The sequence below is a fragment of the Pseudomonas sp. CFBP 13710 genome (assembly GCF_014842235.1).
In the GTDB taxonomy this organism is placed as follows: domain Bacteria; phylum Pseudomonadota; class Gammaproteobacteria; order Pseudomonadales; family Pseudomonadaceae; genus Aquipseudomonas; species Aquipseudomonas baltica.
In genome coordinates this window covers 47,959-67,650 of record NZ_JACYVJ010000009.1, presented here as the reverse complement: position 1 = coordinate 67,650, position 19,692 = coordinate 47,959, and the positions used below count along the sequence as shown (strand labels likewise).

Below are 19,692 nucleotides of genomic sequence, written 5' to 3'. Positions count from 1 at the left end.
ATGAGCCGCCTGAGCGTCTATCACCACAGCACTGCGGACATCCCCAACAAGGTGCTGAGCCATGCCGAAGACATTGCGGCCACTTTGGCCGAGCTCGGTGTGCGCTTCGAGCGCGCCGGATCGACGCTGCCCGTGTCGTTCGAGGCAAGCCCCGAAGAGATCGTCGCGACCTGCCGCGCCGAGGTCGACACCTGGATGGCCCAGGGTGGCTACATGAGCGTGGACGTGCTCAGCCTTGACGATAGCAACGTGCAGCACACCTCAACGCAGGCCGAACTGCTGCGCGAGCATCGTCTTGTCGGTGAATGGGTGCTGTGCGTGCTGGCGGGCCGCGCGCTGTTGAACCTGCACGTTGGGGGTTACGTGTACGCGCTGCTGTGCGAGCGCGATGATCGCGTCGTGGTTCCAGCGGGCATGGCCCACTGGCTGGACATGGGCGAGCGGGGGCGGTTGATTGCGTTGCGTGTGTTCACCGATTCATACGGCTGGTGCCCGGAGTACGTGGTGCAGCCAGCGAACGATCTGTTTCCAGGGTTGGACGACTGATCCGGCTTTTATCGAGGCGAAAAAAAACCCGATACCAGGATGCGCCAGGTATCGGGCTTTAGAAGAAACAGAGGTCAAGCAACAGCATTCAATCAAACAGCAGGGGTCAAACGAACAGCGGTTCAGCGAATACGTGCCAAGCAACGCTTGCCAGGCAGATCAGCTCGCGCTGATCTCGCGTTGATCAGGCCGAGTGGTAGGTCGGCAGGGCGAAGCGGTTCTGGCTTTGCAGCATATTGATCGCTGGCAGCTGGCTGGCTTCGCCGGCCAGGTCGCGACGAATCGCGCTGATGACCCAGGTCAGTTGCTCAGGGGTGTGCAGCTGAGCGTAGGAAATCGAGCGTTTGATCTGTTTGCCATCGGTATCACGCAGGGTCAGCAGGACAGCACCATCCGGACGCGGCTGGGTGGTCACTTCGTACTCGGAGAAAACGGAAACGAATTTTTCGTGGAGGAAGTTCATGTGCAGCTCCTAGCAAGTTGGCAGGCATGTCTAGGTAGTTGCAGCGAGTGTGCCAAGTTTCGTTAAATATAAAATCCTTGTAAATCAACAGCTTGTGAATATCGCAAAATTCGGGCTCCGTGCAATTTGCATGAATGGTCGTCGGGCATGCTGCATTTTGCGCGGCGTGGTGGGTCTGACGGTAAGTCGCCCGAAGGGAATGACAGGCACAGCACGGATTTTTTCCCGCGTCACTACTGTCTATGACCACAAATCGCCAATAAATTCCCGCTTCCAGGGGCGATAGCCAGGCTCTGTTGCAGGCTTGAAGCCCAGCGGGAACACTGCCTACCGTGAACCATTTGCCAGGAGGTTTTGCCATGACCCAACCCGACGCTCGCCAGATGAACGACGAAGAAGCGGCCGAGTTCGCTGAACAAGTGTTCGACGTCGCTCGCAACGGTGATGCACAGATGCTCGAGCGCCTGCTGGAGAAGGGCCTGCCGCCCAATCTGCGCAACCACAATGGCGATACCTTGTTGATGCTGGCGACCTATCACGGCCACCTCGATGCGGCACGCGCGCTGCTGCAATACAAGGCCGACCCGCTGATTGCCAACGACAAGAACCAGCTGCCCATGGCTGGCGCCGCCTTCAAGGGCAACCTGCCGATGGTGCAGTTGCTGATCGAGCAGGGCGCCCCGGTCGATGGTGCATCGGCCGATGGCCGGACCGCGCTGATGATGGCCGCGATGTTCAATCGCACGGAAATGGTCGAATACCTGCTGGCGCAAGGCGCCAACCCGAACGCGGTGGACGCCCAAGGCATCGATGCGCTGGGCGCCGCGCGTGCCATGGGGGCCACGCTGACCATCGAACAGCTGCAGAAGCTGGCGGCCTGATACCCGCCTGGCTGAATTGCGGCTATCCTTGCGGCCTTTTTCCAGCGCCGCAGGGGTTGCCTCATGAAACAGTCACTTGTCGAACTCATCGGTAAAATCGGTTCGGGCTGCATGCGCGATGAAGACATCGAACGCATTGCCGATGAGGCCGCCCAGGCCTACGCCGATCCCCAGGCCTTCCTGGCCGCCAACCCCGACATCAACTACGACGACAGCTTTGCCATCCCGCTGGGCGAATGGGTGGTGGTGGGCAGCCTGCCCGACACGGTCATTTTCCAGGCCGACACCTACCCCGAGCTGCTGCAGCAGATCATCGACTCGTTCGGGCCCGATGTGACCTTCAACATCAAACCCAAGCAGCTGAGCAAGGTCGAGGCGCTGACCGCACTCAATCGTATCCAGGTGCAACTGGGAGCCATGAGCAAGGAGGAGGGCGGCTATGTGCTGTTCAACTTCAGCCAGCCGCTGGACGATGAACTGCAGATGGTGCTGGTGTACGGCAAGGATGTGGATCGGGTGATGGCGCTGGGTGCCGAATTGCACATCGTGGCGGTACCTGCCCTGGAGGCATTGCGCGTCGCACTGCACGTCTGAACGCTAGTTCCAGCTTTCGCTCGGTTGCCACGGAACCCCTGCGACACGCCGCTATCCTAGTTGATGCATGCCATCCACAAGGAGTATCACATGGGTTCCACTTTCAATAGCCTGATCGGCCTGATCATCCTCGCGCTGGACATCTGGGCGGTCATCAACGTCATCAAGAGTGGTGCCTCGACCGGGGCCAAGGTCCTGTGGGTACTGCTGATCATCCTGCTGCCGGTATTGGGCCTGATCATCTGGGCAATCGCCGGTCCACGCGGCAACGTGCGGGTCTGAATACAACAGGTCGAACCTGCAACGGGTTCGACCTGCCAGCCCTACCGACGTATCATCCTCGGCCGGACCGCCGTTTCGCGGCCGCAGCAAAGAATCTGAACGGAATTTTCACCTGTCTTCACGGACAATCCGCGCCCAGATTTCACCTTCGCGTCACGCATAGACCCTAACCGACAGACCTCAACGGACCTTTCCCACACATGGCTACTCCGGACGCCTTGAGTCAAAAGCAGGCCGCGCGCGGCACCCTGCAACCGACCGTCAAATCGCACCTGGCTTATACCCTGCTCAGCGGCCTGGCAATCATGCTGATGCTCAGCGGATTGCGCCTGGCCTTGCTGATGTACAACCGCGAGATGATCGGTGATACGCCTGCCAGCACCTTCGTCGAAGCTTTCCTCAATGGCTTGCGCTTCGACCTGCGCCTGGTGGTGTACCTGCTGATTCCACTGCTGCTGGCGGTACTCAGCGCTCGCGCCATGCGCTGGCGCGGGCTGTTCCGCGCCTGGCTGACGGTAGTGTCCAGCGTGGTGCTGCTGTGCGGCCTGATGGAGATGGACTTCTACCGCGAGTTTCACCAGCGCCTCAACGGCCTGGTGTTCCAGTACGTGAAGGAAGACCCCAAGACCGTGCTGAGCATGATCTGGTATGGCTATCCCGTGGTGCGCTATCTGCTGGCCTGGGTCTTCGTGACCTGGCTGCTGAGCCTGGTGTTCAAGGGCTTCGACCGCCTGACCCGTCCGCGCTTCGCCACGGCGGCCAGCGTCGGCAAGCCGGTGGCGCCGTGGTATGCACGCGTCGGTGTGTTCGTGGTCATCCTGCTGATTGCCGTGGTGGCCGCGCGCGGCACCTTGCGCCAAGGTCCGCCGTTGCGCTGGGGCGACGCCTACACCACCGATTCGAACTTCGCCAACCAGCTGGGCCTCAACGGCTCGCTGACATTGATCGCCGCCGCGAAAAGCCGCATGTCCGAAGACCGCGACAATATCTGGAAGGCGACCCTGCCGCAGGACGAAGCGCAGAACGCCGTCCGTGAAATGCTGCTGACGCCCCACGACACCCTGGTGGACAGCGACACCGCCGCCGTGCGCCGCAACTTCCAGCCGCCTCAGGCCAACACCCTGCCGATCAAGAACGTGGTGGTGATCCTGATGGAGAGCTTTGCCGGCCATTCGGTGGGCGCGTTGGGCGCCGAGGGCGGCATCACGCCGTACTTCGACAAGCTGGCCCAGGAAGGCCTGCTGTTCGATCGCTTCTTCTCCAGCGGTACCCATACCCATCAGGGCATGTTCGCTACCATGGGCTGTTTCCCCAACCTGCCGGGCTTCGAATACCTGATGCAGACCCCCGAGGGCAGCCACAAGCTCTCCGGCCTGCCGGAGATGCTCAGCGCCGCGCGAGGTTACGACGACGTGTATGTCTATAACGGCGACTTCGCCTGGGACAACCAGTCCGGATTCTTCAGCAACCAGGGCATGACCACGTTCATCGGCCGCAACGACTTCGTCAATCCAGTGTTCTCCGATCCGACCTGGGGCGTGTCCGACCAGGACATGTTCGACCGCGGCAACGAAGAACTGGCCAAGCGCGGCGCCGCCGGCAAGCCGTTCTACGCACTGCTGCAGACCCTGTCCAACCACGTGCCCTACGCTCTGCCGGCGAATCTGCCAGTAGACAAGGTCACCGGGCGCGGCAGCCTGGACCTGCACCTGACCGCCATGCGCTACTCGGACTGGGCCTTGGGCCAGTTCTTCGAAAAGGCGCGCAAGGAGCCGTACTTCAAGGAAACCCTGTTCATCGTACTGGGCGACCATGGCTTCGGTAACCAGAAGCAGATCACCGAGATGGATCTGGGCCGCTTCAACGTACCGCTGCTGATGGTCGGGCCGGGCATCCAGGAGAAATTCGGCAAGGTCAACCACACCGTCGGCTCGCAGCCCGATGTGGTACCGACCATCATGGGCCGCCTGGGCGGCGCCAGCCAGCACCAGTGCTGGGGACGCGACCTGCTCAACCTGCCTGCCGGCGACCCCGGCTTCGCCGTGATCAAGCCTTCGGGCAGCGAGCAGACCGTGGCGATCATCAAGGGCGACCGCATTCTGGTCGAGCCCCGTGACATGGACACGCGGCTGTATCGCTATCAGCTGGGCCGTGAATTCGACGCCCAGCTGATCCCCGATGCCGACGATGTGCCGCAATTGCGGGCCAAGCTGGACTCGTTCATCCAGACCGCGACCAAGAGCCTGCTGGACAACACCGCAGGTGCGGTGGAGAGCAAGCAGGAGTAAGTACCTGGTGTACTGTAAAAGGCCCTTCGGGGCCTTTTTTCATGGCCGTGTCGGCGCTGCGTGGCACGCCTCCGGCAATCCGCTGGCCGGAACGAATCCCCGCCGCTGCGAGTCAACGTTGTGTGAGCGTATCAAGCAGATTCCTGCCTGAATTCCGTCGAGGAGATGTACACCGATGAAAGAGTGGAAAATCAGCTTCGTCAACAAGGATGGCGTGCTGGACAGCATGGCTATCCGTGCTGACACCTGCCCGTCGATCGAAGAGGCGGCAACGCTCGTTCGCTCCAAGCTGTACCCCGTCGCAGCCGGACTGGATGAAGTCAATCTTCCCGACAACGTTGCCTCGCCGGTTGCCAAGACCCTCAAGTCGCAGCACAGCGTGGAAATCACGGCCATCACCGAAGTCGCTTGAATTTCATCTGATCCGGGCCATTGGCACGGGCCCGGCCTTCGCGCTACTCTGCGGGCAGGGTCCCCACGGATCCTGCTGCTCGTTTTCGTACCATGCTTCTTGCAACAGGCTCGATTCCAGGCGCCGCGTCCTCGACGCTGCACCGCACCCATTCCTTGTTCCGAGGAGGTTCTGGAAGTACTGAAAGTCTATCCGTCGTTATTGCTGAGGGAGACGATTCATGAGCACAACCTATCAAGAAGACATCAGCAGCAATGTATTGCGCCGCATGAAAGAGGGCGGTTTCGATTTCGCACGCATTCATCCTATCGAGTTCTATGCGGTCTTTCCCGATGAAGACCGGGCGCGGACGGCTGCCGGCAAGTTTCGCGGCGAGTCGCTCAATGCCCAGATAAGCGAGCGCGACGACGGTGCCTGGCACCTGGAGTTGAGCAAGCTGATGTACGCGACCTACGGCGGCATCGGTGAATTCGAGCAGGATTTCGAAGCCGTGGTCGAGCCTCTGGGAGGTGAAATCGAGGGGTGGGGCGTGAAGCACGAGGTCCAACGCCCGCAGGCCTGAAACCAGGTGAACCACGGCAGCGCCGTGGTTCACCTGTTCAGCGAATCACAGGCAAAAAAAAGCCGCTCACAAGGTGGCGGCGAAAGGGAATTCGGTGACTCGCAATGGGGCGCCAAGCTTTTGCCGGTGCCGATGAATTAAATATGCACTAACGCTGCAAGCTATTGAATTCAACTCTGTCTATGCTGGTCATAGCCTCAAGCCGCTTGAAATATCCGCTTCGCAATGAAGCGTATGTCAGCGGCGTTCGGACGTTGCCGCACAATAACGGTGCACGGTTCCCGGCTGGGAATTCCAAGCGCTTGATTTAATGGCACATATGCCGATGGCACGGGCCTTGCGAAGGCTCTTGGGTCCGGGTGACAAGGAGTACGGCATGAGCCGCACCTATTATGATGAGATGTACGATGCCGATGGCCAAGTTCGCCCGCATTACCGGGAGTTCGCCCGTTGGTTGGCCGATACGCCGCAGGAACTGCTTGCCCAGCGTCGACGCGAGGCCGATTTGTTGTTTCATCGAGCCGGCATCACCTTCACCTTGTACGGCGACGAGCAGGGCACCGAACGGCTGATTCCCTTCGACACCATTCCACGCAGCATTCCTGCCAGCGAATGGCGCATCGTGGAGCGTGGCTGTATCCAGCGCGTCAAGGCGCTGAACATGTTCCTCGCCGACCTGTATCACGACCAGCGCATCATCAAGGCCGGGATCATCCCTGCCGAGCAGGTGCTGGCCAACGAGCAGTATCAGCTGGCGATGCAAGGACTGGACTTGCACCGCGATATCTATTCGCACATTTCCGGGGTCGACCTGGTGCGCGACGGTGACGGCTCCTACTACGTCCTGGAAGACAACCTGCGCACGCCCAGTGGCGTGAGCTACATGCTCGAAGACCGCAAGATGATGATGCGGCTGTTTCCCGAGTTGTTCGCCGCGCAGCGCATCGCTCCCGTGGATCACTACCCCAATCTGCTGCTCGATACCCTGAAAAGCTCCAGCGCGATCGACAATCCCAGCGTGGTGGTGCTGACGCCGGGGCGGTTCAACAGTGCGTTCTTCGAGCACGCCTTCCTAGCGCGCGAAATGGGCGTAGAGCTGGTGGAAGGTGCTGACCTGTTCGTGCGTGACGACAAGGTGTTCATGCGCACCACCGACGGACCCAAGCCGGTGGACGTGATCTATCGACGCCTGGACGACGCCTTCCTCGACCCATTGGCCTTCAACCCCGACTCCATGCTTGGCGTTCCCGGCCTGCTGGCCGCGTATCGCTCCGGAAATGTGGTATTGGCCAATGCCATCGGCACCGGCGTGGCCGACGACAAGTCGGTCTACCCCTTCGTCACCGACATGATCCGCTTTTACCTGGATGAAGAACCCATCCTCAAGAACGTGCCGACCTGGCAGTGCCGCAAGCCTTCGGAGCTGTCCCATGTGCTGGCCAACCTGCCCGATCTGGTGGTCAAGGAAACCCAGGGCTCGGGTGGCTACGGCATGCTGGTAGGCCCTTGCGCGAGTGCCGCCGAAATCGAAAACTTCCGGGCGCGCCTCAAGGCCCGACCCCATGCCTACATCGCCCAACCCACGTTGTCGCTGTCGACCTGCCCGACGTTCGTCGAGAACGGCATCGCACCGCGCCACATCGACCTTCGCCCCTTCGTTCTGGCCGGCCGTGAAACCCGCGTGGTGCCAGGCGGCCTGACCCGTGTGGCGTTGCGTGAAGGCTCGCTGGTGGTGAATTCGTCGCAGGGCGGCGGGACCAAAGACACCTGGGTGGTCGAGGATTAAGGATGCCTGCCAATGCTAAGTAGAACTGCCTCTGATCTGTATTGGATGTCGCGCTATCTGGAGCGCGTCGAAAACCTCGCGCGCATGCTCGATGTCAGCTATTCGCTGTCGTTGATGCCGCAGGATGGCCGCGGTGACGGCCTCGACGAAATCGCCATGCCGCTGTTGATCACCGGCACCCTGGAAGACTACCTGGAACGTCACGGCCAGCTGCATGCCGAGCGCCTGCTGCATTTCTTTGCTTTGGATCCGGCCAATCCGGCCAGCATCTACAGCTGCCTGGGGGCGGCACGGGCCAGTGCCCATGCGGTACGCGGGCGGATCACCGCCGACATGTGGGAGAACATCAACTCCACCTGGCTGGAGATCCGCGGGATTGCCGAGCAGGGCGTGGGTCGCTATGGCATGAGTCGGTTCTGCGACTGGGTCAAGGAGCGCGCCCACCTGTTTCGTGGAGCGACCTATGGCACGCTGATGCGCAACGATGCGTTTCGCTTCATTCGCCTGGGCACCTTCATCGAGCGCGCCGACAACACCCTGCGCTTGCTCGATGCGCGTTACGAAATGCTCGGCGACGATGCCTATTCGGTCGACGACAGCTCGGCCCGTGGTTACTACCAGTGGAGTGCGCTGCTGCGCGCGCTGTCGAGCTTCGAGGCCTACACCGAAATCTATCGCGATGCACCGGCCGCCAAGCCGGTGGCCGAACTGTTGCTGCTGCGCGCCGACGTGCCCCGTTCGCTGCGCGCGTGTACCGAGGAGATCAACCAGATTCTCGCCGACCTGCCCGGCGCCAATGGTCGCCCGGCGCAGCGCCTGGCCGCCGAACTGGATGCACGCCTGCGCTACACCGGTATCGACGAGATCCTCGACGAAGGCCTGCACGAGTGGTTGAACGAACAGATCCCGCTGGTGCGCCAGTTGGGCAATGCGATCCACAGTGCCTATCTGGAGGCTGTATGAGGCTTAACATCAGTCACGAAACCGCCTATCACTACGATGACGAGGTGCGCGCCAGCATCCAGTACCTGCGCCTTACGCCGCACGACAGCGAACGCCAGCGCATTCTCAGCTGGCAGCTTGACCTGCCGCGCCCGGTGCGCGCCCAACTCGACCCGTTCGGCAACATCCTGCATGTGCTGACCCTGGACGAGCCGCACGACGCGATCATCATCGGCGCGCGTGGCCAGGTCGAGATCGACGAAACCCGCGAGGCCGAACACGAGACACAGTCACCGCTGCCGTTCCTGCGGTTCACCCGGTTGACCGAGGCCGACGACGCCTTGCGTGCCTTTGCCGCCGAACAGTGCCACACGCGGCGCGACCGCAATGGCCTGATCGACCTGATGCAGGGCCTGCACCAGCACATCACCTATACCAGCGGTGCGACGGCCGTGGACACCTGTGCCGCGCAAGCCTTCGCCAGCGGCGCCGGGGTCTGTCAGGACCACACCCATGCCTTTCTTGCCTGTGCCCGCAGCCTGGGCGTCCCGGCGCGCTACGTCTCCGGCTACCTGTTTACCGAGGACACCGAGCACATGGCCAGCCATGCCTGGGCCGAAGCCTGGCTCGACGATGCCTGGTACAGCTTCGATGTGACCAACCAATTGGCGCGTCCGGAACGCCACTTGAAACTGGCGATAGGCCTGGACTACCTGGATGCGTGCCCGGTGCGCGGCATGCGTCGCGGTGGCGGTTTCGAGCAGATGCACGCCAAGGTACTGGTCGCGCCGAGCGCACCTGTGGTCAGCGTGGCCACTGCGCCGCAGTCCCAGAGTCAGACTCAAGGCTAGATTTCGGACGTGCGCCTGCACAGGCGCCGGTGCGGCGGGAGCGCCCTGAGGTTTGACCGCGAAACGTCAGCTGAACAGCCTGCCCAGATTGGGCAGGATCAGCACCAGCGTCATGGTGAACACGATGAGTCCGGCCTGGCGGATCTTTGGATGTTTGAACATGGCAGACTGCCTATGAGTTATGTTCTTCCTGGCGCCAACCCATGCTGCAACCTTGGTTGAGCTTGGCGAAAAGGTGCACCCCCCACGACTCGATGTGCCCATACGGCCGCATCAATAGTCATGCTTTTACCTTAGAACCCTTGATTGACGGGGCTTAGAACGCTTTGCCACGGTAGGCAGGGTCGTTTCGATCAAACTCGACTAAGGAACTCTTTTGCCGATTTTGAACATGCCGTGCTAGACGCCCAAGAAGGCGAATGCAAGCTCGGGGGTGTGAATTACCGTTCATCGGGCAAATCCGGCGCAGCTTCACTTGCCAGCCAGCGCCGATAACGGGCAGGCTTGCTACCTGCGTTCCCTCTCCATCGAGTGACCTATGACCCTCAACATCTGCATCCTGGAAACCGACGTGCTGCGGCCCGAACTGGTCGAGCAATACCATGGCTACGGCCGCATGTTCGAAACGTTGTTCGCCAGCCAGCCCATTCCTGCCAAGTTCACCGTGTTCAACGTAATGAACGGCGAATACCCACCGGCCGATGCCCACTACGATGCGTATCTGGTCACCGGTAGCAAGGCTGACTCCTTTGCCACCGACCCGTGGATCGAAACGCTCAAGACGTTTCTGCTGGAGCGCTACCAGCGCGGCGACAAGCTGCTCGGCATCTGCTTTGGCCATCAGTTGCTGGCGCTGCTGCTGGGCGGCAAGGCAGAGCGCGCGACCCAAGGCTGGGGCGTGGGCACCCATGAATACAGCCTGGCCAACCGTGCGTCCTGGATGAGTCCGGAAGTCGAAACGTTGACCCTGCTGATCAGCCATCAAGACCAGGTGACGTCGCTGCCGCAGAACGCATCGGTCGTGGCGTCGAGCGAGTTCTGCCCATTCGCGGCCTATCGGATCGGTGATCAGGTCCTGTGTTTCCAGGGGCATCCGGAATTCATCCATGACTATTCCAGAGCGCTGCTCGACATTCGTCAGCAGCATCTGGGCGAGCCGGTGTATCAGAAAGCCATTGCCAGCCTGGACCGTGATCACCACGGCATCACCGTGGCTGAATGGATGATGCGTTTCGTCGCACAGGGCACCCCGCCCGCGGCGTGACGCTCGTGCCCTGTGGCAGGGTCGGACAGCGCGCGGCTACAGCCAGCCGGCGCGCTTGAAGCCGGCGAACAAGCCACTGCAGCCCGACGCGATGACCCCCAGCACGATGTAGTAGCCGTAGTGCCAGGTCAGCTCCGGCATGTTTTCGAAGTTCATCCCGTAGATACCGGCGACGGCCGTGGGAAACGCCAGGATCGCTGCCCACGCGGCAAACTTGCGCTGGGTCAGGCTTTGCCGCGACGACTCCAGCAGCAGGCCGATCTCGATGGTCTGCGTGGCGATGTCACTCATGGTCGCCAGGTCTTCCATCTGCCGATTCACATGAATCTGCACGTCGCGGAAATAGGGGCGCATGTTCTTGTCGATGAAGGGGAAATCCAGCCGCTGCAGCTCTTCGCTGATCTCGACCATGGGCGCCACGTAGCGGCGCATGCGCAGCAGTTCGCGACGCAGCCCATGCAGGTGCTGGATATCGGCTTCATTGAGCGAGCCACCGAGCACGCGGCGCTCCAGCGATTCGATTTCACAGTGGATGGTCTCACTGACCGGCTGGTAATTCTCGGTGACGAAATCGAGCAGTGCGTAGAGCACGAAATCTTCGCCGTGATCCAGCAGCAATGGCCGCGCTTCGCAACGCTTGCGCACCGAGGCGTAGGAAGCCGAGTGACCGTTGCGGCAAGTGATGATGTAGCCGCGCCCGGCGAAGATATGGGTCTCGACGAACTCGACTTTGCCGTCTCGGCGGATCGGCGAATAGGTCACGATGAACAGCGCATCGCCGAAGGTTTCGAGCTTGGGTCGGCTGTGCACCTCGAGAGCATCTTCGATGGCCAGCTCATGCAGGTCGAACTGTTTCTGCAGTTGACTCATCTGTTCGGCGTCGGGCTGTTCCAGGCCGATCCATACGAAATGCCCCGGACGCCGCGCCCATTGCGCGCCTTCGTCGAGGCTGATGTCGGTAATCTTCTTGCCCGCGCTGTATACCGCGGCGGCGACCACTCGGCCCATGATGCTCACTTCTTCGATTGGCAGGGACACCCGGTATGGGCCTGCTGTGGATAGGAGTGTTCCGGCGCGGCGCAGTTCGCGGTTCAGTTCATTGATCGCGCAGTGCACTGCGCAGCGGCCTGTTCACGCCCGCCACAGTGAAGGCCCAACGTGTGGGCAAGGGTCCCTACCGCTCGTACTGACGCGCCTTAGAAGCCTTGCTCCTGGTCAATCCGGATGGCTTCGTCCAAGGTCTCCAGGAACGCTTTGCGTGCCTTGAGCTTGGTCCTGGCGTGGGCTTTCATGTTGAGCTTCTGCAAGCGTTGCGCCGCATCGAGGGCAGCGGCCTGCAACTGCTCGGGCGGCACCACCTCATCGAGAAAACCGGCCTGCAACGCCCCGGCAGGATCGAACATTTCCGCACCGATCACCGAGCGCTGGAAGGCTGAACGGCGCAGGCGATCCCTGGCCAGCTCGATGCCGGCGTGGTGCATGGTCATGCCGATCTGCACCTCGTTCAAACCGATATGGAACGGGCCTTCCACGCCGATCCGGTAATCGGCCGACAGCAGCAGGAACGCACCCTTGGCCACGGCGTGTCCCGGGCAGGCCACGATGACAGGGAACGGATGGCTCAACAGCCGGCGGGCGAGGGTAGAGCCCTGGGTGACCAGACTGATCGCATTCTCCGGGCTCGAGGTCATGACCTTGAGGTCGTAACCTGCGGAAAGGATGCCGGGTTGACCGGTGATGACCACCACGGCGCGCGCCTCTACGGCCCGATCCAGAGCCTCGTTGAGCGCCGCGATGACGGCAGGCGAGATGGCGTTCACCTTGCCGTTGTTCAGGGTCAGGGTGACGATGCCGCCCTCGAGTTGGTAATCGATCAGCTCACTCATGCCGGTATTCCTTGTCGTGTTGTGGCGCCGACGTTACCCAGCCTTGCCGGCCGGGTAAAGCGCCGTGACTGACTGGCCGGTCACGCTGACAGGCCCGAGGGAATTCGGCGCTGGGCTTAAGCGCATGAAAAACTTGCAGAAAAGCTTTGCCATCACGAACGCTATCGACTACATTAGCGCGCCTCGACACACCGAACAGGTGCGCCGAGAAACGGTGAAGTGTCCGAGTGGCTGAAGGAGCACGCCTGGAAAGTGTGTATACAGGAAACTGTATCAAGGGTTCGAATCCCTTCTTCACCGCCATATTCGATACGTCAAAAACCCCCGGAGCGTCCAGCGCTTCGGGGGTTTTTGGTTTCTGGGCAAGTGATCACCCGTTGGGCCGTACACTGCTTTCGATCAAATTCAGGATTCGTTGGTTGGCAACGGTACGTCGTGGTCCGCTCATCCAACACCTCTAGGTAGCGATCATTTTCGCCTGAAAAGGTGGCCGGGGTTGGTAGACCGTTGCACGGGGCTGCATTCCCAAGACGCTTACAGGTGGTACGGCACACGCACGTCCAGCTCGGTCTCGGGGAAATCCTTGGTGTTGCGTGTCACCAGGACTGCGCCTGCCAGACGCGCGCTTGCCCAAATGATCGCGTCGGGCAATTTGATGCGGCGCTGCTGGCGTAGCAAGACAGCCTCATGGGCGATATCGAGCGACACCGGTACCACTTCGAATTGCTGTCCCATCCAATGGCGCAGGGTGTCGGCCTCCTTGGCATCACCTGCACCCACCAGTACCTCCATGTACGTGATCAAGCTGATCATGGGTCTGTGTGCAGCGTGGATAACCTGCTCGGCCAGGGGTCTGCCAGATAGGTGGTCGATCAGAATATTGGTATCAAACAGAGACCTCACCATTCGTTGCGCAGCTCCTGCTCATAAGCCAGGCCGTCCACGGCGCGATCCCTCCACAGCCCGAAAACGTCCGGGGCGGGGTGCTTCAACTCCTCATTCTTGACCGCAACGAAGGTGGCCACCGCTTCCCGGATCAGGGCTGCGCGCGACGTGTCCAAGGCCGATGCCAGTTGGTTAAGGTCTTCAAGTTGCTTGGGGGTGAGGTCGGCAAGAATCCGGCTCATTGGGTAATCTCCCGTGGTTGATATCAGTAGTTTATATCAGCCACGGGAAAGCGGTTGGCTCCGCTGGTCACTTTGCCGAGGGTGGTGCTACACATCCACCGGTGGGGGCCATTGATCCCGGACACTGTGTTGCGTCTTCCCTCAGCAGCGCAAGACGCTAAGGTCTTATTGAATTGATGCGGTCTCCGCCATGCGTACCGTTCCTTCAGTATGGTATTTCGCGCATCCTGCTCGGTGCCGCTGAAGCGGGTTTCTTTCCAGGCGTCCTGCTTTACCTCACTACCTGGTTCCCCAAAGCGTACATGGCACGAATCGTAGCCGTGTTCATGGTCGCAGTACCGCTGTCCAATTTCATCGGATCGCCGCTGTCGGTTCTGTTGCTGAAAATGGATGGCATCTGGGACTACCGTGGGTGGCAGTGGTTACTCATGCTCGAAGCGCTGCCTGCTGTGATCATGGGTATTGCCACGCTGTTTTTTCTCCCCAGCAAACCGTCTGAAGCTCGCTGGCTCACCGATGACGAAAAAAACTGGCTGTCAGGCCGTCTTGAAGATGAGCAAAAAGAGCGCGAGCAAAGCGAGAACAACAAGCCACACAAACACGGTGCGAGCAAGATTTGGGCAGCCACGAGCAACAAGTGGGTGCTGCTGCTCGCCGTGATCTATATGAGCATCTCGGCCACCAGCAATACCCTGTCGCTCTGGATGCCTCAGATTCTCAATGTTCTACATCGGTAGCCAGAACGCAAAGTCCCAGAAGCTTGCCCAAGCCTCTAGATAAAAAGCATGCGCAAAAAAAGCCCGGGTGCTGTGCTCAGCTACCCGGGCTTTTTGCTGCGTGGCAGTGGTATTCACCCACGAGCTTTTTGATGCTCTCGCGGATGAACCGCTAACGTCTAAACCGCCAGAGCGCGCTCACGCAGCTCGTAGTTCAGGATGCGGTCGTTATCGCTGTAGTCGATGGGGCAATCGATCACGTGCACGCCTGGGGTCTTGATGCAGTGCTCCAGAAGCGGCAGAAAACCTGCGGCGCTTTCCACACGATGACCATTGGCCCCGTAAGCCTCGGCATATTTGACGAAGTCCGGGTTGCCGTAGTCCAGGCCATAGTCGGCGAAGCCCATGTTGGCCTGCTTCCAGCGGATCATGCCGTAACCATCGTCACGCAGGATCACCACAGTGATGTGCATGCCCAGACGGACTGCGGTTTCCAGCTCCTGGCTGTTCATCATGAAGCCACCATCACCACATACCGAGACCACCGAACGGTCCGGGTGTACCAGGTGTGCAGCCATGGCCGAGGGCAGGCCCGCTCCCATGGTCGCCAAGGCGTTGTCGAGCAGAACAGTGTTGGGCTTGTGCGCCTTGTAGTTGCGCGCGAACCAGATCTTGTAGATCCCGTTATCGAGCGCAACGATGCCTTCGGAGGGCAGGGCGCGACGAACGTCTGCCACCAGACGTTGTGGGTAGACCGGGAAGCGGTCGTCGTCGGCACCCTCGACGATCTGCGCTTCATTGGCTTCGCGTATGGCCAGCAGGCGGGTGAAGTCCCAGTGGCTGACGTCGGTCAGGGCTTCGCCGATCTGCCAGACGGCATTGGCGATATCGCCAATGACTTCGATCTGCGGGAAGTACACAGCGTCGACTTCGGCGGAGCGGAAGTTGATGTGAATCACTTCGGTGCCGCCTCGGACCATGAAGAACGGCGGCTTCTCGATGACGTCGTGGCCGATGTTGATGATCAGGTCGGCAGCCTCGACGGCGCGGTGCACGAAGTCGCCGGACGACAGTGCAGCATTGCCGAGGAAGCGTGGGTGACGCTCGTCGACAACGCCTTTGCCCATTTGCGTGGTGATGAACGGAATACCCGTCTGGTCGATCAGCTGCTTGAGAACCTTGGCGGTCATTTTGCGATTCGCGCCGGCGCCTATCACCAAGATCGGGCTGCGCGCGCTATTGAGCTTCGCGACTGCAGCTTCGACGGCCTTGTGCTCGGCCAATGGGCGACGTGCGAGGCTCGGCGGGATAGGCAGGCTGTCGGTCTGCTCAGCCGCGATGTCTTCCGGCAGTTCCAGATGCACGGCACCAGGCTTCTCTTCTTCGGCAAGGCGGAAAGCCTCACGCATGCGCGCCGGAACGTTGTCCGCCGAGGCAAATTGGTGAGTGTATTTGGTGATAGGGCTCATCATTTGGCAGACATCGATTATCTGGAACCGACCTTGCTTGGACTTCTTGATCGGCTTTTGGCCTGTGATCATGAGCATTGGCATGCCGCCCAGATAAGCGTAGGCGCCGGCGGTCACGAGGTTGGTTGCACCTGGTCCAAGGGTAGAGAGGCTAACCCCGGTCTTGCCTGTCAGGCGGCCATAGGTCGCCGCCATGAAACCGGCAGACTGTTCGTGGCGGGTCAATATCAACTTGATGGGCGATTTGCGCAGGGATTCGAGGAGGTCCAGGTTTTCTTCGCCGGGAATACCGAAAACGTATTCAACGCCTTCGTTCTCCAGACATTGCACGACGACATCTGCGGCCTTGGCCATTGGGTTTGAACCTCTTTTGGGGGGGGAGTAGAGAGAAACACCTGTCGCAGCCAGTCAGCCCTGCCCAGTGGAGCCTGCCAGCTCCATTACAAGCGCCGGGTTGATTATGGGCTACCGATTGCCGTTATGGCGATGCAGAGCTACGGCGCTGTGGAACACAGCGGCTTGCTTTGTCAGGGAACAGTGACGCCAGTAATGGAATGACGTGAAAGTGCCTGATGGATAAAGCCTTCGGCAATCAGGCCCCTGATGAAATCGTCGAGCCAAATGGATGCTTGCTGCCCTCGCGCCTTGGGCACGCCCATGGCTTGCCGGATCTGCATGAAAGGCTCTTCTATCAGCCTGAGACCAGGATTCGTACTGCGGTCGGCCTCCAATTGCTGGCGAACGCCAGCAGCAATCTCTAGATTCTGCTCAATGAAGGTGTTGACCACAGCCGGTGAAGACGGGGCGCGAACCAGCGTCGCATGCTGTATTTCACGAGTCAGGAACAGGTCATACGCACTACCTTCACCCACTGCGATGCGATTGCCAGCCACATCGATATCGCCCAGTGCGTATGCCGGGAAGTGCTCGCGCACCAAGTAGCAGCCTTCAATGATGACGTAGGGAGAGGTGAATGCGATCTGAGCACCTCTCACAGGATCAATGGCGAAAAAGCCAACGTCAGCCTCGCCGTTCTCGACGGCCTTGACTGCGAACCCTGCGGTGTCGACCGTTACCAAACGCAGACGCAGGTTCAAGGCCTGAGCCAGGCGCCGAGCGATATCGACAGAAACCCCCTGGGCCTCATCGCCCGATACCGGACGATTAGCCAGAATAGGGTTTCCATAGTTGATCACCACCCGTAGCTCTTCCGTGACGGCAAAGGCCTGACGCAACTCGGAGCTGATCGCTTTCATATCGATAAGGTGTCCGAGGGAACCAGAACACTGCCTTCCATGAGACGGCGTGCAGAACGGCTCATGACCGCCTTTAAAACTACCCACGTGCCTTCGGTCTGCCTCGCTTCTGCCCCCACGGCCAGGCTTCCGGATGGATGCCCGAAGCGAATCTGGCGGCCCGCGGAATCTGGCACCAGACGATTGATGACCGTGCCAGGAATGACGGCCGCAACAGCGATTGCAACAGCGCCGGTTCCAGTCATCGCGTGATGCAGCTTGCCCATGGAAAAAATTCGCGCATTGAGATCGAGCGTTGCCGGATCGACAACCTTGCCATCAGACGCCGTGTAACCTTCTGGTGCTGCAACGAAAGCCAATTTCGGGGTGTGAGGGCGTAACTGTGTCGCTTGCTCGGGGGACTCTGCCAAGCCCATTTTCACAGCTGCGTGAGCGCGGATCGCCTCGGCTTTGGCCAGCAATTCGGGGTTGCTGTTGAGGTCTTTCTGCAGCTCGTTGCCTTTTAGGCCCAGAACATCCGCATGTACGAAAATGGCTGGGTTCCCGGCATTGATCATGGTGAGCTCGACGTTACCGACACCCGGTGCAGAGAGAGTGTCCAACGCATTTCCTGTAGGAAACATGCCACTAGCGCCTTCTTCGTCGGCATCGCCACTGGGGTCGAGGAATTCGATTTTTATCTCCGCTGCCGGAAAGGTCACGCCATCCAGTTCGAAGTTACCTTCTTCGACGACCTGTCCGTCACGCATCGGGACGTAGGCAACGATCTTCGCATTGATATTGGCTTGCCAGATTCGGACGACCGCGATGCCATTTGCCGGCGCGTCCACAAGACCTTGTGCGATCGCGAAGGGGCCTACGGCAGACGTCAGGTTACCGCAGTTGCCGGACCAGTCGACCATCGGCCGATCTATCGCGACCTGACCAAAGCGATAGTCCACGTCACAGTCAGGCTCTTTGGATTTACTGACGAGTACGACTTTGCTGGTACTGGAGGTCGCTCCGCCCATGCCATCGATCTGTTGGCCATAAGGGTCCGGGCTGCCAATCACGCGCAGTAAAATGCGATCTCGGATCCCTGGATCGTCTGGCAACCAATCCGTGCGGAAGAAGACCCCCTTGCTGGTGCCGCCTCGCATGTAAACGGCTTTGAAGGACTGTTGCGGCATGAGCACCTCAGGGAACTGTAATAGGTTTATGCGTTTATTCGACAACAAACGCAAAAATACCGCAAGTGGAAATTTTCCCAGCAGTTGCGCTTTGTCCCCGAATCGCTCTGCGGCGTGTATATTCGGCGCTCCGCCAGGCCTATTAAGCTCATAAGACATGACCCAGGATCTGACCAAAAGCCAGCGCAAGGCGTTGCGCGAGATCATCAGCTACGTTCGACGAGAGCGCTTGCCCAAGGGCACGCATCTACCTGAGTGGACGTTAGCCAAACTGATAGGGACGTCTCGCTCACCCGTCAAGGTGGCATTGGAGTGTCTGGTGAGCGCCGGACTGATGCGGTTCGACAAAAACCGGGGCTATCACGTGCATGGGGACGTCGACACGCTGCCACCAGAGTTGCAGGTTCATTTTCAGGAAATCGACGATCCGCTTTACCTGCGTTTGGCAGACGCGCGTTTTGATCGTTTGGTAGCTGACTCTGTAACGGAGGCTGATCTCACCCGCCTGCTGAACGTGTCGAGAAGCGAGATTGGCAAAGTGCTTTCGCGAGCACAAAGCGAAGGTTGGGTTGAAAAGGAAGTCGGTTACGGCTGGCGTTTTCTTCCGATGATTGACTCGCTGGAAGCCTATGAGGACATGTACTCGCTGCGACTGGCAATTGAGCCAGCCGGCATTTTGAATAGCAAGTTCAGGCCTGATTTGGCGCAGTTGCGCCTGCTGCGCGAAGAGCAGCAGGCGATTCTGGACGGCGGCTACCTGACCATGACCGCCATCGAGCGATTCGAGTCCAATGCCCGCTTTCATGAAACGATAGCCGAATGGTCAGGCAACCGATTCGCGCTCCAGACGCTTCGTCGGCTCGACCAGGTGCGCCGCTTGGCCGAATACCGCCAGACCCAGCTGGATCTGCCGCGCCAGGCGCTCGCTGTAGAGCATCTACAGATTCTGGATGCCATCGAAGCGGGTGATAACCTCGGCGCCGCCAGCTACATGCGGCAGCATATCGAAGGTGCTTGGCGCAAGAAGGCGGTTTCCGCCGTATTCCAATCCACTGCAAAGGTGCAATCGGTGCCGGACACGGTCTGACCCTGGCCAACTATCGTACGTCCAGCAAAGCCACCGCATAGGTGGCTTTTTTATGGGGCAGGGTTTTTATTGCGTTTATTAATTGACAAGCGCAATTCAGCGGATCTAGTC

General features: G+C 60.0%; 21 protein-coding genes and 1 tRNA gene. 14 read left to right on the top strand and 8 right to left on the bottom strand.

The window, feature by feature from the left end:
* Positions 1-546: an acireductone dioxygenase gene (locus IFT44_RS17415; protein ID WP_192102439.1), complete on the top strand. Its 546-nt coding sequence runs from the start codon at positions 1-3 to the stop codon at positions 544-546.
* Between the two features lie 184 nt (positions 547-730).
* On the opposite strand, the gene IFT44_RS17410 is transcribed toward IFT44_RS17415, so the two are convergent.
* Entirely contained in the window at positions 731-1,009 is a 279-nt protein-coding gene (locus tag IFT44_RS17410) for a DUF3509 domain-containing protein (protein WP_043185483.1), read from the bottom strand.
* Positions 1,010-1,368: 359 nt separating this feature from the next.
* On the opposite strand from IFT44_RS17410, the gene IFT44_RS17405 reads away from it, so the two are divergent.
* From IFT44_RS17405 to IFT44_RS17360, 10 genes are all read left to right on the top strand, one after another.
* Complete coding sequence (locus IFT44_RS17405) at positions 1,369-1,890, top strand: ankyrin repeat domain-containing protein (protein ID WP_122476308.1); 522 nt, start codon at positions 1,369-1,371, stop codon at positions 1,888-1,890.
* A 63-nt stretch (positions 1,891-1,953) separates the two neighbouring features.
* Positions 1,954-2,484, top strand: coding sequence for a hypothetical protein (locus tag IFT44_RS17400; RefSeq protein ID WP_122476306.1), 531 nt, complete (start codon positions 1,954-1,956; stop codon positions 2,482-2,484).
* Between the two features lie 90 nt (positions 2,485-2,574).
* On the top strand, positions 2,575-2,766 hold the full coding sequence (locus IFT44_RS17395) for a PLDc N-terminal domain-containing protein (protein ID WP_043185491.1): 192 nt from the start codon (positions 2,575-2,577) through the stop codon (positions 2,764-2,766).
* A 200-nt stretch (positions 2,767-2,966) separates the two neighbouring features.
* Positions 2,967-5,054, top strand: a complete 2,088-nt coding sequence (locus tag IFT44_RS17390) for an LTA synthase family protein (protein ID WP_192176305.1) — start codon at positions 2,967-2,969, stop codon at positions 5,052-5,054.
* A gap of 175 nt (positions 5,055-5,229) precedes the next feature.
* The gene (locus IFT44_RS17385; protein ID WP_122476302.1) at positions 5,230-5,466 is read left to right on the top strand and encodes a hypothetical protein; all 237 of its coding nucleotides are present in this window, start codon (positions 5,230-5,232) and stop codon (positions 5,464-5,466) included.
* Between the two features lie 220 nt (positions 5,467-5,686).
* Positions 5,687-6,028 (top strand): ribonuclease E inhibitor RraB, encoded by a 342-nt coding sequence (locus IFT44_RS17380; RefSeq protein ID WP_122476300.1) that lies wholly within the window; start codon positions 5,687-5,689, stop codon positions 6,026-6,028.
* Between the two features lie 376 nt (positions 6,029-6,404).
* Complete coding sequence (locus tag IFT44_RS17375) at positions 6,405-7,814, top strand: circularly permuted type 2 ATP-grasp protein (protein WP_122476298.1); 1,410 nt, start codon at positions 6,405-6,407, stop codon at positions 7,812-7,814.
* Positions 7,815-7,826: 12 nt separating this feature from the next.
* On the top strand, positions 7,827-8,777 hold the full coding sequence (locus IFT44_RS17370) for an alpha-E domain-containing protein (RefSeq protein WP_122476296.1): 951 nt from the start codon (positions 7,827-7,829) through the stop codon (positions 8,775-8,777).
* A complete protein-coding gene (locus IFT44_RS17365; protein WP_122476294.1) occupies positions 8,774-9,607 on the top strand; it encodes a transglutaminase family protein in 834 nt (277 codons plus the stop codon). Before IFT44_RS17370 ends, IFT44_RS17365 begins: the two co-directional genes overlap by 4 nt.
* Positions 9,608-10,145: 538 nt before the next feature.
* A complete protein-coding gene (locus IFT44_RS17360) occupies positions 10,146-10,871 on the top strand; it encodes an amidotransferase (protein WP_192176304.1) in 726 nt (241 codons plus the stop codon).
* A gap of 36 nt (positions 10,872-10,907) precedes the next feature.
* On the opposite strand, the gene IFT44_RS17355 is transcribed toward IFT44_RS17360, so the two are convergent.
* Both IFT44_RS17355 and IFT44_RS17350 read right to left on the bottom strand, forming a co-directional pair.
* Entirely contained in the window at positions 10,908-11,879 is a 972-nt protein-coding gene (locus IFT44_RS17355) for a magnesium and cobalt transport protein CorA (protein ID WP_122795187.1), read from the bottom strand.
* Positions 11,880-12,067: 188 nt separating this feature from the next.
* Complete coding sequence (locus tag IFT44_RS17350; protein WP_192176303.1) at positions 12,068-12,757, bottom strand: crotonase/enoyl-CoA hydratase family protein; 690 nt, start codon at positions 12,755-12,757, stop codon at positions 12,068-12,070.
* A 213-nt stretch (positions 12,758-12,970) separates the two neighbouring features.
* On the opposite strand from IFT44_RS17350, the gene IFT44_RS17345 reads away from it, so the two are divergent.
* Positions 12,971-13,060 (top strand) — tRNA-Ser (locus tag IFT44_RS17345).
* Between the two features lie 231 nt (positions 13,061-13,291).
* Here IFT44_RS17345 and IFT44_RS17340 read toward each other — a convergent pair.
* Together IFT44_RS17340 and IFT44_RS17335 are read right to left on the bottom strand one after the other, a co-directional pair.
* Positions 13,292-13,663 carry a type II toxin-antitoxin system VapC family toxin gene (locus IFT44_RS17340; protein ID WP_122801091.1) on the bottom strand — a complete coding sequence of 124 codons (372 nt, stop codon included), beginning with the start codon at positions 13,661-13,663 and terminating at the stop codon, positions 13,292-13,294.
* Entirely contained in the window at positions 13,657-13,884 is a 228-nt protein-coding gene (locus IFT44_RS17335) for a ribbon-helix-helix protein, CopG family (protein WP_192138019.1), read from the bottom strand. The genes IFT44_RS17340 and IFT44_RS17335 overlap by 7 nt, the downstream gene beginning before the upstream one ends.
* 176 nt (positions 13,885-14,060) lie before the next feature.
* Between IFT44_RS17335 and IFT44_RS17330 the strand changes: the two genes are divergently transcribed.
* The gene (locus tag IFT44_RS17330) at positions 14,061-14,621 is read left to right on the top strand and encodes an MFS transporter (protein ID WP_192176324.1); all 561 of its coding nucleotides are present in this window, start codon (positions 14,061-14,063) and stop codon (positions 14,619-14,621) included.
* A 158-nt stretch (positions 14,622-14,779) separates the two neighbouring features.
* Here IFT44_RS17330 and IFT44_RS17325 read toward each other — a convergent pair whose 3' ends face one another.
* The 3 genes from IFT44_RS17325 to prpF form a co-directional block, all read right to left on the bottom strand.
* Positions 14,780-16,423: an acetolactate synthase large subunit gene (locus IFT44_RS17325; protein WP_192102409.1), complete on the bottom strand. Its 1,644-nt coding sequence runs from the start codon at positions 16,421-16,423 to the stop codon at positions 14,780-14,782.
* 173 nt (positions 16,424-16,596) lie between these two features.
* Entirely contained in the window at positions 16,597-17,325 is a 729-nt protein-coding gene (locus IFT44_RS17320) for a transporter substrate-binding domain-containing protein (RefSeq protein WP_192176302.1), read from the bottom strand.
* Entirely contained in the window at positions 17,322-18,494 is a 1,173-nt protein-coding gene (gene prpF / locus IFT44_RS17315; RefSeq protein WP_192176323.1) for a 2-methylaconitate cis-trans isomerase PrpF, read from the bottom strand. Before prpF ends, IFT44_RS17320 begins: the two co-directional genes overlap by 4 nt.
* A gap of 157 nt (positions 18,495-18,651) precedes the next feature.
* On the opposite strand from prpF, the gene IFT44_RS17310 reads away from it, so the two are divergent.
* Positions 18,652-19,581, top strand: coding sequence for a GntR family transcriptional regulator (locus IFT44_RS17310; RefSeq protein WP_192176301.1), 930 nt, complete (start codon positions 18,652-18,654; stop codon positions 19,579-19,581).
* Positions 19,582-19,692: the final 111 nt, after the last annotated feature.